The organism is Streptomyces sp. NPDC007872 (assembly GCF_042868165.1).
Lineage (GTDB): Bacteria > Actinomycetota > Actinomycetes > Streptomycetales > Streptomycetaceae > Streptomyces.
In genome coordinates, this window is record NZ_JBIAEA010000004.1 from 85,374 (window position 1) to 98,807 (window position 13,434).

General features: G+C 73.4%; 14 protein-coding genes and 1 tRNA gene. 8 read left to right on the plus strand and 7 right to left on the minus strand.

The features are described from left to right. Window positions 1-104: 104 nt before the first annotated feature. The gene (locus tag ACFYNX_RS14875) at window positions 105-1,772 is read left to right on the plus strand and encodes a DoxX family protein (protein ID WP_388661678.1); all 1,668 of its coding nucleotides are present in this window, start codon (window positions 105-107) and stop codon (window positions 1,770-1,772) included. Window positions 1,773-1,901: 129 nt separating this feature from the next. Here ACFYNX_RS14875 and ACFYNX_RS14880 read toward each other — a convergent pair whose 3' ends face one another. The 3 genes from ACFYNX_RS14880 to ACFYNX_RS14890 form a co-directional block, all read right to left on the minus strand. Continuing rightward, complete coding sequence (locus ACFYNX_RS14880) at window positions 1,902-2,618, minus strand: nucleotidyltransferase family protein (protein WP_125661157.1); 717 nt, start codon at window positions 2,616-2,618, stop codon at window positions 1,902-1,904. 196 nt (window positions 2,619-2,814) lie between these two features. After that, entirely contained in the window at window positions 2,815-3,225 is a 411-nt protein-coding gene (locus tag ACFYNX_RS14885) for a hypothetical protein (protein WP_365548864.1), read from the minus strand. A gap of 237 nt (window positions 3,226-3,462) precedes the next feature. After that, window positions 3,463-4,560, minus strand: a complete 1,098-nt coding sequence (locus tag ACFYNX_RS14890) for an ABC transporter ATP-binding protein (protein WP_125661162.1) — start codon at window positions 4,558-4,560, stop codon at window positions 3,463-3,465. Between the two features lie 182 nt (window positions 4,561-4,742). Between ACFYNX_RS14890 and ACFYNX_RS14895 the strand changes: the two genes are divergently transcribed. After that, window positions 4,743-4,819 (plus strand) — tRNA-Thr (locus tag ACFYNX_RS14895). A 156-nt stretch (window positions 4,820-4,975) separates the two neighbouring features. Here ACFYNX_RS14895 and ACFYNX_RS14900 read toward each other — a convergent pair. From ACFYNX_RS14900 to ACFYNX_RS14910, 3 genes are all read right to left on the minus strand, one after another. Continuing rightward, window positions 4,976-5,515, minus strand: coding sequence for an SMI1/KNR4 family protein (locus ACFYNX_RS14900; RefSeq protein WP_388661680.1), 540 nt, complete (start codon window positions 5,513-5,515; stop codon window positions 4,976-4,978). A 317-nt stretch (window positions 5,516-5,832) separates the two neighbouring features. Then, window positions 5,833-6,366 (minus strand): hypothetical protein, encoded by a 534-nt coding sequence (locus ACFYNX_RS14905; protein WP_125661182.1) that lies wholly within the window; start codon window positions 6,364-6,366, stop codon window positions 5,833-5,835. 214 nt (window positions 6,367-6,580) lie between these two features. Beyond that, a complete protein-coding gene (locus ACFYNX_RS14910) occupies window positions 6,581-6,817 on the minus strand; it encodes a hypothetical protein (protein ID WP_388661682.1) in 237 nt (78 codons plus the stop codon). A 123-nt stretch (window positions 6,818-6,940) separates the two neighbouring features. Between ACFYNX_RS14910 and ACFYNX_RS14915 the strand changes: the two genes are divergently transcribed. The 3 genes from ACFYNX_RS14915 (at window position 6,941) to ACFYNX_RS14925 (ending at window position 9,880) form a co-directional block, all read left to right on the plus strand. Next, a complete protein-coding gene (locus tag ACFYNX_RS14915) occupies window positions 6,941-7,981 on the plus strand; it encodes a hypothetical protein (protein ID WP_388661684.1) in 1,041 nt (346 codons plus the stop codon). A 110-nt stretch (window positions 7,982-8,091) separates the two neighbouring features. Next, window positions 8,092-8,316 (plus strand): cold shock domain-containing protein, encoded by a 225-nt coding sequence (locus tag ACFYNX_RS14920; protein WP_388661686.1) that lies wholly within the window; start codon window positions 8,092-8,094, stop codon window positions 8,314-8,316. Window positions 8,317-8,449: 133 nt separating this feature from the next. Continuing rightward, window positions 8,450-9,880, plus strand: a complete 1,431-nt coding sequence (locus ACFYNX_RS14925; RefSeq protein ID WP_388661688.1) for a PA14 domain-containing protein — start codon at window positions 8,450-8,452, stop codon at window positions 9,878-9,880. A gap of 58 nt (window positions 9,881-9,938) precedes the next feature. Here ACFYNX_RS14925 and ACFYNX_RS14930 read toward each other — a convergent pair whose 3' ends face one another. Next, window positions 9,939-11,327 carry an NAD(P)/FAD-dependent oxidoreductase gene (locus ACFYNX_RS14930; protein ID WP_388661690.1) on the minus strand — a complete coding sequence of 463 codons (1,389 nt, stop codon included), beginning with the start codon at window positions 11,325-11,327 and terminating at the stop codon, window positions 9,939-9,941. 178 nt (window positions 11,328-11,505) lie between these two features. Here ACFYNX_RS14930 and ACFYNX_RS14935 point away from each other — a divergent pair, with 178 nt between their 5' ends. From ACFYNX_RS14935 to ACFYNX_RS14945, 3 genes are all read left to right on the plus strand, one after another. Further along, window positions 11,506-12,399, plus strand: a complete 894-nt coding sequence (locus tag ACFYNX_RS14935) for an aminoglycoside phosphotransferase family protein (RefSeq protein ID WP_388661691.1) — start codon at window positions 11,506-11,508, stop codon at window positions 12,397-12,399. Window positions 12,400-12,479: 80 nt separating this feature from the next. Next, on the plus strand, window positions 12,480-12,962 hold the full coding sequence (locus ACFYNX_RS14940; RefSeq protein WP_365542723.1) for a GNAT family N-acetyltransferase: 483 nt from the start codon (window positions 12,480-12,482) through the stop codon (window positions 12,960-12,962). A 9-nt stretch (window positions 12,963-12,971) separates the two neighbouring features. Next, a complete protein-coding gene (locus tag ACFYNX_RS14945) occupies window positions 12,972-13,421 on the plus strand; it encodes a hypothetical protein (protein WP_388661694.1) in 450 nt (149 codons plus the stop codon). Window positions 13,422-13,434 lie beyond the last annotated feature (13 nt).

A 13,434-nucleotide genomic window follows, 5' to 3' on the forward strand; every position in this document is an offset into this window, starting at 1 on the left:
CCCCGGCCGTACGGCCCCGGCCCCGGCCGCGGCGGTGATCTTGACGGGTCTCGGACATTTGCGAGCCGTCAAGGCAGTGTCCTAAACCCGGATCACTCGGTTAGATGAGTGTGGACACCAGAACGCCCCGGCCGGGGTTCGACGATCAGCCCCCGCTGAGCATGGTCAAGGTGGATTCCGATCCCGCCCAGGTGATCGTGAACCACGCCAGCTTCCGTGTGCGGCTCGCGCCGGCCCCGCAGCCGAAGTTCGCCGCCGGCGCCCGTGCCGCGGCCCTGTCCGGAGCGGGGGCCCGGGCGGGCGGCGGCCCGCGCCGGCGACCCGTCGTGTGGACCGGGAAGTCCACGCCGGGCGCGACCGGCCTCCTCCAGGCCGTGCGCAAGTCCTCCGTCGCCACGCTCGAACCGCTCGGCGGGCGCGGGGGTCACGGCGGCCCGGACGCGGGCGCCACCCAGGCGATCCCCGGCATCGGCGACACCATGCCCACCCCCGTGGTGCCCGCCGGGGCCGCGCCGCTGCTGCCCCCGATGCGGCGCGCCGAGGGAGCCTACGACGACCTGTACGAGCCGCGGCCCGAGCCGGGCGAGCCGTACGGGGACGAGGCGTACGGAGACGAGTCGTACGGGAACGAGTCGTACGCGGACGGGGAGGAGCGGCAGGGCCGCGCCGAGCGGCGGCACGGACAGGACTCCGTCCGGCACGCCTACTACCCCGGCCGCCGGATGAACCTCGGCGTCGTCCTCCTCCCGCTCCGGGTCTTCCTCGGCTTCATCTCGGTCTACGCGGGCATGGGCAAGCTCTGCGACCCCGTCTACTTCGACGGCGGCGAGCGCGGCTCCATGGTGAAGTGGCTCAACTCCCTCCACCCCTGGGCCCTCGCCGAACCGCTCCGCGACTTCGCCCTCCAGCACCCCGTCGGCGCCGGACTCACCGTCGCCTTCCTCCAGGTCGTCGTCGGCGTCCTCACGATCCTCGGGCTCTGGCAGCGCGTCGCCGCCGCCGTCGGCGCCCTGCTCTCCGCCGCGCTGCTGCTCACCGTCAGTTGGAAGAGCGTCCCGGTCTACGACTCGGCCGACATCATCTACCTGGCCGCCTGGACGCCGCTGATCATGGCGGGCGCCCCCGTCTACTCCCTCGACGGCCGCCTCGCCGGGGAGGCCTGGCGCACCCTCGGCCCCCGCGCCGACCTCCTGGACCTGCGCCGCCGGGTGCTGCGCCGCGGCTCCCTCCTCGCCGCCGTCGTCGTCGGCCTCACCCTCCTCGTCGGTTCCGTCCTCGGCGGCGCGGTCCGCTCCACCGAGATGGTCACCGTCCCGGGCCCCAACGACGACCCGATCAACCACCTCCCCGGCCGCCCGCTCCAGGAGCCGCGCGGCGACGCCCCCTCGAAGCCGGCGTCCACCGCGCCCGAGCCGGCCGCGACCGCGGAGAAGACGACCGAGGCCCCGGCGGAGAGCGAGCCGACCCGGGAGGCGACGGACGACACCCCGGCCGAGCCGACCCGCGAGTCCACCCGGACCCGGGAGCAGCGCCCGACCGCCACGCAGGGCGTCGGCACCGGGACCGGCGGCTCCGGCGACCGTACGCCCACGCGGTCGGACCCGGAGCCCCCGCCGTCCACCAGCGACACCCCGAGCGGCACGGGCGGCACGTCGAGCGGCGGCTCCACGGGCTCGACCGGCTCGACCGGCACCCCGTCGGAGAGCGGCTCGACGACGAGCGGCGGCGGGGACGGCGGCGCCCGGAACCCGATCGGCGGCCTGCTGGGCTGAGTCCCGTACGGAGCAAGGAGAAAGGGCGGCACCGCTTCCGCGCGGTGCCGCCCTTCCCGTACGCCCGGGGCCGGTGCGTCCCGGGCCGGTGCGTCCGGGGGCCGGTGAGTGTCCCGGGCCGTGGGCGTCTCAGGCCCTCTGGGCGGCCAGTTCCCTGGCGGCCTCGGTGAGGTCCTTGGCGGTGTCGATGGCCCGCCAGTACGCCCCCTGGGGCAGCGGGAAGCCGGCGAGGCGCTGCTCGCGGGCGAGGCGGGGGAAGGTGGTCCGCTCGTGGTCGCCGAGGTCGGGCAGGAGCTCGGTGAAGTCGGCGGAGAAGACGTACACGCCGGCGTTGATGAGGAACGGCGACGGCGGCGCCTCGATGAAGTCGGTGATGTGCCCGAAGGTGTCGGTCTCGACGGCGCCCCACGGGATGCGGGGGCGGGCCAGGGCGAGGGTGGCGAGGGCGTCGCGCTCGGCGTGGAAGGCGGCCATCTCGCGCAGCGAGAAGCGGGTCCAGATGTCGCCGTTGGTGGCGTACCAGGGCTCGTCGGGCGAGGGGAGGCGCGCGGCGGCGTACTTGAGGCCGCCGCCGCGGCCCAGGGGCTCGGTCTCGACGACCGTCGTCACCTTCAGGGGCAGGTCGGCGCCTTCGAGCCACTCTTGGAGCACCTCGGCGAGGTGGCCGCAGGAGACGACGGCGTGGGTGACGCCCTCGGCGGCCAGCCAGGAAAGCTGATGGCCGATGATCGGGGTCCCGGTGCCCGGGATCTCGACCATCGGCTTGGGGCGGTCGTCGGTGTAGGGGCGCAGCCGCGAGCCCTGGCCGCCCGCCAGGACCACGGCCTGCGTCGGAGTGGAGTGCATACGGGCACGATAGGCGCCCGGCGCTCCGGCACCGCGCCACGGGGACCGGTTCGCGGGGGGCGGGTTCCGGTGTGCGTGACGAGGGGCCCGGTGTGTGCGGCGCCGGGCGCGGCGTACGCGGTGGGGGGCCGCCCGGATCGCGCGGTGACGGGCTCGGTGTGCGCGGTGCGGGGCCTGGTTCGCGTGGTGACGGGGCTCAGCTCGCGCGCATGACGCCGGTCGCGAACGAGGTGTCGCAGACCGGGCGGGAGAAGGACTGGGCGCGGGCGGGGCCGTAGCGCTGGACGGCGGCGCGGCCGAGGTCGCGGGCGATCGACATGCAGTGCCGGGCGAGGGAGGGCCGGTTCTCCACCTCGCGCTGGAGGTGGGTGAGCGCGGTGCCGGGGTCCTTCGCCCGGAGCTCGGCGAGGAGCTGGTCGCGCAGGACGTCCTGCGGGGCGCGGGACTTGGCGGGCGCGGAGACGTCCTTGGCGGAGGCCGTGAGCTGGGTCGAGGAGTCCTGGCCGGCCCACGGAACGGCGGACACCGCGAGCGTTCCCGAGAGCACCAGGACGACGGGCAGGACGAGGGCGAGGGAGCGGCCGATTCGGCGGGCAGAGTGGGTCACGCAGGCGAGCGTAGCGGGCGGTAATGATATGGCGACATTTAGTCACTCTCGCGGGGGATGGTTCGAGGCGGCTTTTCGAATTCCGTGTTGACGCGGGGAGTGCTTTTGGCCGGGTACGGCCCCGGAATGCCGGGGTTTCGCGCCGTAAACCCCTCTATGGGGGCCGAATGGCCGAACGGCCCCGCGTCCGGTGGACGCGGGGCCGCTGGATCGTCCGATCTTCTGATCGTCTACGGGTCAGTCGCTGAGGCGGGCGCCCGTGGAGGTGGAGAAGACGTGCAGCTCGCCGGCGCGGGGCACGACGTGGAGCGTGGAGCCCTTGGCGGGGACGTCGCGGCCGCCGACGCGGACGACCAGGTCCTTGTCCTCGCCGCCGACGCGGGTGGAGCCGTAGACGAAGCCGTCGGAGCCGAGCTCCTCGACGACGTTGACGGTGACGGCGAGGCCGTCCTTGCCGGTCGGGCCGGAGACGTCGAAGTGCTCGGGGCGGACGCCGACGGTGACGGTGGTGTCGCCGTTGGCGGAGGCGGCGGCGATGGCGTCGCGGGAGACGGGGACGACGCTGTTGCCGAACTTCACGCCGCCGTCGGTGATCGGGACCTCGACGAGGTTCATGGCGGGGGAGCCGATGAAGCCGGCGACGAAGAGGTTCGCGGGCTTGTCGTACATGTTGCGCGGGGTGTCGACCTGCTGGAGCAGACCGTCCTTGAGGACGGCGACGCGGTCGCCCATGGTGAGGGCCTCGGTCTGGTCGTGGGTGACGTAGACCGTGGTGATGCCCAGGCGGCGCTGGAGGCTCGCGATCTGGGTGCGGGTCGAGACGCGGAGCTTGGCGTCGAGGTTCGACAGAGGCTCGTCCATGAGGAAGACCTGCGGCTCGCGGACGATGGCGCGGCCCATGGCGACGCGCTGGCGCTGACCGCCGGAGAGCGCCTTCGGCTTGCGGTCGAGGTACTCGGTGAGGTCGAGGATCTTGGCGGCCTCTTCGACCTTGGCGCGGATGTCGGCCTTGTTGACGCCGGCGATCTTGAGCGCGAAGCCCATGTTGTCGGCGACGGTCATGTGCGGGTAGAGCGCGTAGTTCTGGAACACCATGGCGATGTCCCGGTCCTTGGGCGGCAGGTGCGTGACGTCGCGGTCACCGATGCGGATGGAGCCGGCGTTGACGTCCTCGAGACCCGCGAGCATGCGCAGGGAGGTCGACTTGCCGCAGCCGGAGGGCCCGACGAGGACGAGGAACTCGCCGTCGGCGATCTCGATGTCGAGCTGGTCGACGGAGGGCTTGGTGGCACCGGGGTACACCCGGGTCGCCTTGTCGAACGTGACGGAGGCCATGGTGATGTGTCCCTTCACCGGCAGGAACGTGCCGGACGATCCGAGTAAAGGAAGGATTGAGGTCTAGTCCACCTGGGTGAACCACGGGTGACGCTACCTGCCGCGGGGGGATCTGTCAGCACTCCCCGCCCCGTGAGATTCCCGACCACCGGGGGAGCGTCGTTGGATACACTGCACGGGTTGCCTCCTTAGCTCAGTTGGCCAGAGCACCGCTCTTGTAAAGCGGGGGTCGTCGGTTCGAACCCGACAGGGGGCTCCAGGTGGGACATGCGAAGGCCCCCGACCGATCATGGTTGGGGGCCTTCGGCATTCGCGGGTGACATCGAGGGCTGCCGTCAGGGGCGGCCGAGTCCTGGACGCCGTCGTGTGAGGAGCCGCTCCGCCGGGTGAGATCGGTGGTCGTCCCGTGGTTCGTTCACTCCGCGATTCGGGAGGCGGCCGCCTCCCACGGGGTCGGCTCCGCCACGTCCTCGTCGGCGTCTTCCCGGTACCAGCCTGTTCCCGCGAGCCAGGTTTCGAGCCACTCGGCCAGGCTCCCGGCGTCGACGAACCAGGCCTCGGCTCCGTCGTCCGTCATGGCGTTCGGCTCGAAGAGGAGGACCGTGGCGGTCTCGTCGAGGCAGTCCACCGCGGCGTACATGGCGCAGCCCCAGTCGAGGATCGGCAGCACGCCCGCCGGCCAGTACGGTGTCCCTCCCCCGACCGAGGCGGATCGTTCGGAGCGGTACTCGCTCAGTACCGTGCGTCCTGGCCCGACCAGGGGGAGGAGCTGGTAATCGGGTCCGTAGCCGCCGTTGGCCACCTCCCGGTACAGGCTCGCCAGCAGGGGTGGGAGGGCGAAGCCGAGAGCAGCCTCCGCCTCGGCGACCTCCTCGGCACCGGCGACGGGAGGCAGGGCCGTGGAGGTCGCCCTGGCCTTCGCCGTCACGCGGGGGACGAGGTCTTCGACGGTCATCACGTTCGGGGTCCTTCCAGGGCCCGTAACCCTCCGGGTGGGAGACAGAGGGGAGCCACCTGGGCTCCGGGCCGCTGTTCGTAGCGAGTCGTAGCACGTCGCATCGCACCGCCGTGTGCCTTGTCGGACGATGGCGGCCGGGTGTCGTCGGCAGGGGGAATGTCGTTCAGGGCGGCTGAAGGGCGTTTCAGGGCCTGCCTGTTGTTTGGTTCGTGGCCGCCTTCGTCCTCCCGGATCGTCGACGGGGCCGACAACGACCGCACCGGCATCCGGTCTCCTCGGGGAGCGCCCGGCATCGCGCCGGGCCGCCGGTCCCGTCAGTTGGGGAAGGAGAAGTAGAGCGCCTCGCCGTAGAAGGACGCGAAGTGGCTCTGCCAGTCGGATCGGAGCGAGGTCAGCCAGGCGTCGTCCCGGCCGGCGATCGCCGCCTCGGCGCGGGCGACGGCGTCGGGGATGTCGTCGGATGCCAGGCGGCGCACGCTCGCTGCCGGGTCGTCGTCCGTCATCGAGACGATCTCGCCGGTTTCGAGGATGAAGTACTCCGCCCGCTGCTTCTCCAGGTGGGCCGTGGTCCCGGCGACGCACGCGGCGAACTCGGCGTCGTCCTCTAGGCCCTCGCCGACCGCGCGCAGGAGGTCCAGGAGCAGGGCCGCCCCGGCGGCGTAGTCCGCGGCGATGCCGATCGGGGGGTTCCAGATCATGGAGGGGACGATCGTCGTTCCGCGCCCCGCCATGAGCTTGTGCGCGAGCGGGACGTCCCAGTTGTGCTCGGATATGCATCGGATCCGCTGGGGGATCTCCGACTCGTTCGGCAGGGAGTCGGCGGAGTAGAGGTAGGAACGGTTTGCCATGGTCGCGAAGCTAGCACCGGGGACCGACAACGCCGGTGCCGTCTGGCTTCTCCCCGCCTTCTCCCGCTCCTCCCGCGCGATCGGGGCGTGCGGGCCTCGGTCTCGGTCTCGTTCTCGGCCTGGTTCTCGTTCTCGGCCCGCGCCTGGGCGGTGCGGGCGCCGGACCGCCCCCGTACCACGTCCTCTCCGTCCGGCCGGAGGCGTCGACGGCGGGTCAGCCGGTGCGGCGCGTCGGCCGAGTCAGTGTCCGTACCAGCGCGTTCGTCGTCACGAAGTACGCCGGGTGCACCCAGCCCTCTTCTTTGGAGTACGGGCCCCCGTCCCGGTACACGTGCCGCACGAGGCGGTCGTACGCGAATCCGCCGGCGAGGAGCAGCAGCGGTGCGGTGAGTACGGCGCCGATCGTGATGCCGGCGCGGAGGGCCAGGTGGGAGTGTCCGTCTGTGCGCACGGGGCGAAGTATCGTCCCTGCGGGATGAGTTGGTGCGGGCGGGCCCGGTTGTCCGCGACGGCGCTCCGGTCGAGGGGCGTGTGTTCTGGGTGGTGCCGGGGCGGGTGCGAGCGGGGTGGTGCGGTGAACAGCACGGTGCGGACGAACGCGTACGCGGGGCGTTGCGCCCGGTGCGGCGGGGACGTCGGGGCCGAGGCCGGTGTGCTGCTCCGCAGCGCGTGGGGTCGGTGGGTGACCTACCACCCGGACCACGCGCCCGTCCCCGATCCGAACGGCACCACCTCGGACGTCTCCGCGCTGCGACCCAACCGGTGGGACGGGGAGTGCGAGGTCTGCGGAGAGGCCGTTCCGGCCGGGGCCGGGGTGCTCGTGGACACGGCCGTCGGCGGGCGGGAGGTCTACCACCGCGAGCACGTCCGGGAGCCCGCCCCGCCGCCCCGCCGCCGTCACGCGGGCCGGCACCGGCGCCGTCTCATGGCCCTGGACGTCGCCACCACCGGCAACCGCTACGGCGTCGACCGCGTCCTCGGCGCGGCCGTGTGCTCCAGTGACGGGACGCGGCGGTCCTGGCTGGTCGATCCCGGCCCCGGGCCGGTGTCGGTCGCGCCCGGGAAGGGACACGGCATCTCGGTGGAGCGGGCCCGTGGCGAGGGACGGCCCGCCGCCGAGGCGCTGGAGGAACTGGCGGCCGTGCTCGCCGGGCACATGGCGGCCAGGGAACCCCTGGTGGTCTGGCACGCCCCGTTCGTGCTGACCACGTTGGAGACCGAACTGCTCCGGCACGGTCTGACGCCGTTGTCCGGCCGGCTCGTCGGCGGGGTGGCGCCGGTCTGCGACCCGCTCGTCCTGGACCGGCACGCCGAGCCCTTCCGGTCGGGCGGCCGCTCCCTGGAGAAGGTCGCCGAGTGGTACGGCGTCCCGCACGACCGCCCCGACGATCCGTCGTGCGACGCCGAGACCGCGCTCGTCCTCGCGCGGGTGATCGCGGCCTGCCGTCCGGCCGTGGGCCGGCTGTCCCGACCCGCGCTCCACCGCGAACAGGTGCGGTGGCACGAGCGGTACGCACGGGAGGTCGCGGCCCGGCGCCCCGGCGGCGGGGAGGAGCGGCGTTGGCCGCTGGAAGCGGTGCGCGTGCGGGAGTGGGAGGAGCACGGGCCCGCCTGACGAGTGGTCACCGGTACCTGGCTGCGTGACCCGTGAAGGGACGGTCTGCCTGGCTGCGTGACCCGTGACGGGACGGTCCGCCGGGTCCGGGCCCCCGTAAGGTTTCCCCCATGGTGATCGCGGTCGTTCGTGAGTGGCGGGACGAGGAGGGGCGGGGGGTCCTCGACTCCCCCGAGACCCCCGGGGGATGCTGGGGCCACTACACCAGTATCGAGAAGGAGGGCTTCCGCACGCTGTCGGCCGGGCAGCGGGTCGAACTCGTCTGGGAGGCCCCGGGCTTCCGGCAGGACGGTTACGACTACCGGGCGTTGAGCATCGTTCCCCTGGCCGATTGACCCTCTCGGGGAGGGGCGGACCGCGGGGACGCGGGGCGTAGGGAACGGAGGCCCGTTCCCGGGTGTGCAACCTTCCGTGCCTCCCGGCGGTCTGGGTGCCGAACGATTCGTACGCACAGCCCGGAAGGCCCCCGTGTACCCCAAGAGTCTCGCCGCCGCCCTCACCGGTGGTGCCCTGTCCGCCGTCGTCCTCGGGGGTCTGCTGGCCGCCGCCCCGCCGGCCTCCGCCGCCGGTGTCACCTGTGGGACCAACGTCTTCATGCGGACGTTCTACAAGAACACCTCGTTCTCCGGGACGCCCGTGAAGACCGACTGCGACGGCGCCGTCGGCGAGAGCTGGGCCGGCAGTCCGGTCGCCGGAGTGCCGGCGAACGGCTTCGGGACCCGCTGGTGGGTGTCCCGCGACTTCGGCTCCGGAGGGCCGTTCACGTTCACCGTCTCCGCCACCGACGGCGTCCGCGTCTACCTGGACGGCGTCCGCAAGATCGACCTGTGGGCCGACACCGGGGACACCGCCCGCTCCAGGAGCGTGAACCTGACCGTCCCCGCCGGCCGCCACACCCTCCGCGTCGACCACGTGAACTGGTCCGGCGCCGCCAAGGTCGCGTTCGCCTACGCGCCCAGGACCACGGCCGCCCTGGACAAGGTGAAGCCGCTCGCCCCCACCGGCGTGCGGACCTCCTACAACACCACCACCCGCAGGACCACCGTCTCCTGGGACGCCAACAAGGAGATGGACGTCGCCTCCTTCTCCCTCCACCGGCGGGCCGTCGGCTCCGGCACCTGGACGACCGTGGCGGCCGCCACCACCACGCGCACCTTCACCGACCCGCTCGTGAACCGCGACGACCGCACCCCGTACTCCTACGAGGTGCGCGCCAAGGACCGGGCGGGCAACGTCTCGGCCGGCAGCGCCGACGCCGTCGTCCGGCCCCTCCCCGTCGTCCCCTCCCTCACCGGCACGTACGACAAGGCGACCCGCAAGGTCACCCTGAAGTGGCCCCTCAACACCGAGCCGCACTTCGACCACTACACGGTCCTGAGCAACGACCTGGTGGAGGGCTCCTACGTCTGGGTCCCGCTCGGCACCACCAAGGGCAACACCTGGACCACCCCCGTCGTCCCCGACGGCGAGTTCCACCACTACCGCGTCCTCGTCACCAACGACGGCGGCACCACCACGTACAACCCGACGACGCTCGACGCCACCGCTCCCCACGAGCTCTGGATCGGGATTCCCGACGGCATCGCCCCCGCGTACGCCCCCGACCTGGCGCTCGGCTCGTGCGCGGGCGGCGTCCGGGCGACCGCCACCGACTGGACGCCCGCCCCGATCCGGGACTTCACCGGCTTCCGGATCGAGCGCCGCGCCGCGGGGACGGCCGCCTGGTCGGTCGTCCTGGACCAGGGCTACGACCCGCGCCGCGACCCGGCCACGGCCACCGTCTGCGCCGCCCAGCCCGCCGACGGACGCGCCTACGAGTACCGGGCCCGCACCTCCGACGGTGCCGGGAACCTCTCCCCGTCCAGCGAGGTCCTGACCGTGACCCTGCCGATCGGCTGACCCCGTACCCGGCTGACCCCACACCAGGCCGTCCCCGCCCGTCCGGGCCCGGGGCGGCCTACCTCCCGCTCACCCTGTTCGCCAGCACCGCCACCCTGTCCGTCCGTGCCGAACGCCCCCGTGCCTCGCGGCGGTCCGCGCCGCGGAACGCCGCGTACATGGTCTGGACGCCGAGCCAGCGCAGCGGTTCCGGTTCCCACTTGCGGACCTTGTGGTCGACCCAGGGGAGGGCCGTGAGGTCGGTCGGGCCGGACTGGCCGGAGTCCTCCTTGATCAGGTCGCGCAGGGTGCGGGCGGCGAGGTTGGCGGTGGCGACGCCCGAGCCGACGTAGCCGCCCGCCCAGCCCAGGCCCGTGGTGCGGTCGAGGGTGACCGTCGCGCACCAGTCGCGCGGGACGCCGAGGACACCGGACCAGGCGTGGTCCACCCGTACCCCCGCGAGCTGCGGGAAGAAGCGGACCAGGATCTCGCGCAGGTCCTCGACCGTCCGCGGCTGGGTGCGCCCGTCGTTGTCGGTCTTCGAGCCGAAGCGGTACGGGACGCCCCGGCCGCCGAGCGCGATCCGGCCGTCGGCGGTGCGCTGGGCGTACATGTACGCGTGCGCCATGTCGCCCAGCGTCTCGCGGCCCTCCCAGCCGAGGGACTCCCACTGCGCGTCGGTGAGCGGCTCGGTGGCGATCATCGAGGAGTTCATGGGGAGCCAGGAGCGCCGCTGCCCGGCCAGGGAGGCCGTGAAGCCCTCGGTGCAGCGCAGGACGTACGGGGCGCGGACCGTGCCGTACGGGGTCACCGCGTGCTTCGGCCTGATCTCCGTCACCGGGGTCGACTCGTGGATCGTGACCCCCAGCGCCTCGACCGCCGCCGCGAGGCCCTTCACCAGCTTCACCGGGTGCAGGCGGGCGCCGTGCGGGGTCCAGGAGGAGCCGACGGCGCCGGTGACGCGGACGCGCGCGGCGGTGTCCCGGGCCCCGTACAGCACGCGGTCGGTCTCGCCGAAGGCGAGCTCCGCCGCGTGGAACTCCTTGAGGCGGGTCAACTGGGCGGGCGAGAGGGCGACTTCGAGGACGCCGCCGCGGTGCACGTCGGCGTCGATCCCCTCCCGCTCGCAGACGTCGACGACCTCGGCGACGGTGGCGTTCATGGCCTGCTGGAGGCGGACGGCCGCCTCGTGGCCGTGGAGCTTCGCGTAGCGGTCGCGGCCGGCGATGCCGTTGTAGAGCCAGCCGCCGTTGCGCCCGGAGGCGCCGTACCCGCAGAACCTCGCCTCCAGGACGGTGATGTTGAGGAAGGGCACGGCCTTCTTCAGGTAGTAGGCCGTCCACAGGCCGGTGTAGCCGCCGCCCACGACGCAGACGTCGGCGCTCGTGTCGCCGGGGAGCGGTTCGCGGGGGGCGGAGGCGCCCTCCTGCGCGTACCAGAACGAGATGCCGCCGTTGACCGTGCTCATGTCTACCCCTGGATTCGGAATGCGTGGGCGGGACGTTACCCGGCGCCCCCGACCCGTGGATACGGGTGTTGTGGTGGGGGAACGCGTCCCGCGCCCGGCACTGTGTCCAGGGCCTGTCCGGCGGATCAGGGTCGCAGCCCCGGCCGTGATCGGCGAGACGTCCCCTAGGCTCGGCGGCGTGATTCACGTACCGGAGGAACTCGCGCGGTCGCAGGCGAAGTACAACGGTGAGGCGGGGCGGGCGTTCGTCGCCGGGCTGCCCCGGACGGCCGGGGAGTTCCTCGGCCGGTGGGGGCTGCGGGTCACCGGACCCTCGATGTACGGGGTGGCCTCGCTGGTCCTGCCGGTGGAGCGGTGCGCGGACGGGACGCCCGCCGCGCTGAAGATGCAGCTCCTCGACGAGGAGAGCGCGGGCGAGCCGGCCGGGCTGCGCGCCTGGGACGGGGCGGGCGCCGTACGGCTCCTCGACCACGACCCCGCCACCGGGACCATGCTCCTGGAGCGCCTCGACGAGGCCCGGCCGCTGTCCTCCCTCGCGGACGCGCGGGAGGCGGTGCGGATCGCCGCCGGCCTCCTCGCCCGGCTCACGGCCGTCCCCGCGCCGCCCGGCCTGCGCACGCTCGGCGCCGTCGCGGCCGGGATGCTCGCGGAGGCGCCCGGGGCCGCCGCCCGGCTGGGCCCGGAGGACGCGGCGGTCCTGCGGGACTGCGCGGCGGCGGTACGGGAGGTGGCGGGCGAGCCGGGCGACCGGCTGCTCCACTGGGACCTGCACTTCGGGAACGTCCTGGCCGCCGGGCGCGAGCCCTGGCTGGCGATCGACCCCAAGCCGCTCGCGGGCGACCCCGGCTTCGACCTGCTCCCGGCGCTCGTGGACCGCTTCGACCCGGATCCGGACGAGGTGCTGTGGCGGTTCGACCTGCTCGCCGAGGTCGTCGGGGACCGGCGGCGCGCGGTGGCGTGGACGCTGGGCCGGGTCCTCCAGAACGGCCTGTGGGACGTCGAGGACGGGGAGCCGGCCCTGGACGCCGAGCAGGTCGCGGTCGCGCGGATCCTGCGGGAGCGGCGGGCCTGACGCCGACGACGGGTCCAGGACGCGGGTCCAGGACGTGGATCCCCCTGGCCACGGGGCCCCGTGCCGGGCACCCTGGCCCCATGATCCGTACCGCCACCCCCGCCGACGTCCCCGTCGTCCACGCCATGATCCGCGACCTCGCCGCGTACGAGAAGGCCCTCGACGAGGTCCGTGCCACCCCCGAACAGCTTCACGAGGCCCTCTTCGGCGAGCGGCCCGCCGCCTTCGCGCACATCGCGGAGGACGCGGCCGGCGAGCCGGTCGGCTTCGCGCTCTGGTTCCTCAACTTCTCGACCTGGCGCGGGGTCCACGGCATCTACCTGGAGGACCTGTACGTCCGTCCGGAGGCGCGCGGCGGCGGCCACGGCAAGGCCCTGCTGCGCGAGCTGGCCCGGATCTGCGTCGCGCGCGGCTACGAGCGCCTGGAGTGGTCCGTCCTGAACTGGAACGAGCCCTCGATCGCCTTCTACGAGTCCCTGGGCGCCCGCCCGCAGGACGAGTGGACGGTCTACCGGATGACGGACGGGGCCCTGGCGGAACTCGGCGGTGCGGCGGGAGTGTAGGAAAGGGCCATGGACAACACCATGGACACCGGCACCGGCACCGGCACCGGCACTGGCACAGACACCGGCACCGGCACCGGCACCGGCACCGGCATTGGCACAGACACCGGCACCAACACCGACCGCACCGACATCGAGCAGCGGTTCCGGCGGATCACCGGCTTCATCGAGGACCGCCTGACACCGCTCTTCGACCCCGCGAACGGCAGCGACCACGGCTTCGGCATGGACGACACCTCCCGCGCGCTGCGGGCCGCCCGCTACACCGTGCAGGCCGCGTCGGCCGTCTCCGGCCTCGTGGAGAAGCGGGCGACGGCCCCCGAGCTGCGGCAGGTCGTGGACCAGGCCCTCGAACACAACTGGGACGTGCTGCGGTCCGTCGCCCGGATGTGGGAGGACCACCCCGACTTCCTGAAGGAGTTCAAGGCGCACTCCTGGGACGTGGTCGGGACCGTCTGAGGCCCGTACGCGG

Excerpts from the sequence above, each read along its gene's own strand:
- ACFYNX_RS14875 (WP_388661678.1), top strand. The coding sequence starts at position 105 with ATGAGTGTGGACACCAGAACGCCCCGGCCGGGGTTCGACGATCAGCCC.
- ACFYNX_RS14880 (WP_125661157.1), bottom strand. The coding sequence starts at position 2,618 with ATGCACTCCACTCCGACGCAGGCCGTGGTCCTGGCGGGCGGCCAGGGC.
- ACFYNX_RS14890 (WP_125661162.1), bottom strand. The coding sequence starts at position 4,560 with ATGGCCTCCGTCACGTTCGACAAGGCGACCCGGGTGTACCCCGGTGCC.
- ACFYNX_RS14900 (WP_388661680.1), bottom strand. The coding sequence starts at position 5,515 with ATGACCGTCGAAGACCTCGTCCCCCGCGTGACGGCGAAGGCCAGGGCG.
- ACFYNX_RS14905 (WP_125661182.1), bottom strand. The coding sequence starts at position 6,366 with ATGGCAAACCGTTCCTACCTCTACTCCGCCGACTCCCTGCCGAACGAG.
- ACFYNX_RS14920 (WP_388661686.1), top strand. The coding sequence starts at position 8,092 with ATGGTGATCGCGGTCGTTCGTGAGTGGCGGGACGAGGAGGGGCGGGGG.
- ACFYNX_RS14930 (WP_388661690.1), bottom strand. The coding sequence starts at position 11,327 with ATGAGCACGGTCAACGGCGGCATCTCGTTCTGGTACGCGCAGGAGGGC.
- ACFYNX_RS14940 (WP_365542723.1), top strand. The coding sequence starts at position 12,480 with ATGATCCGTACCGCCACCCCCGCCGACGTCCCCGTCGTCCACGCCATG.
- ACFYNX_RS14945 (WP_388661694.1), top strand. The coding sequence starts at position 12,972 with ATGGACAACACCATGGACACCGGCACCGGCACCGGCACCGGCACTGGC.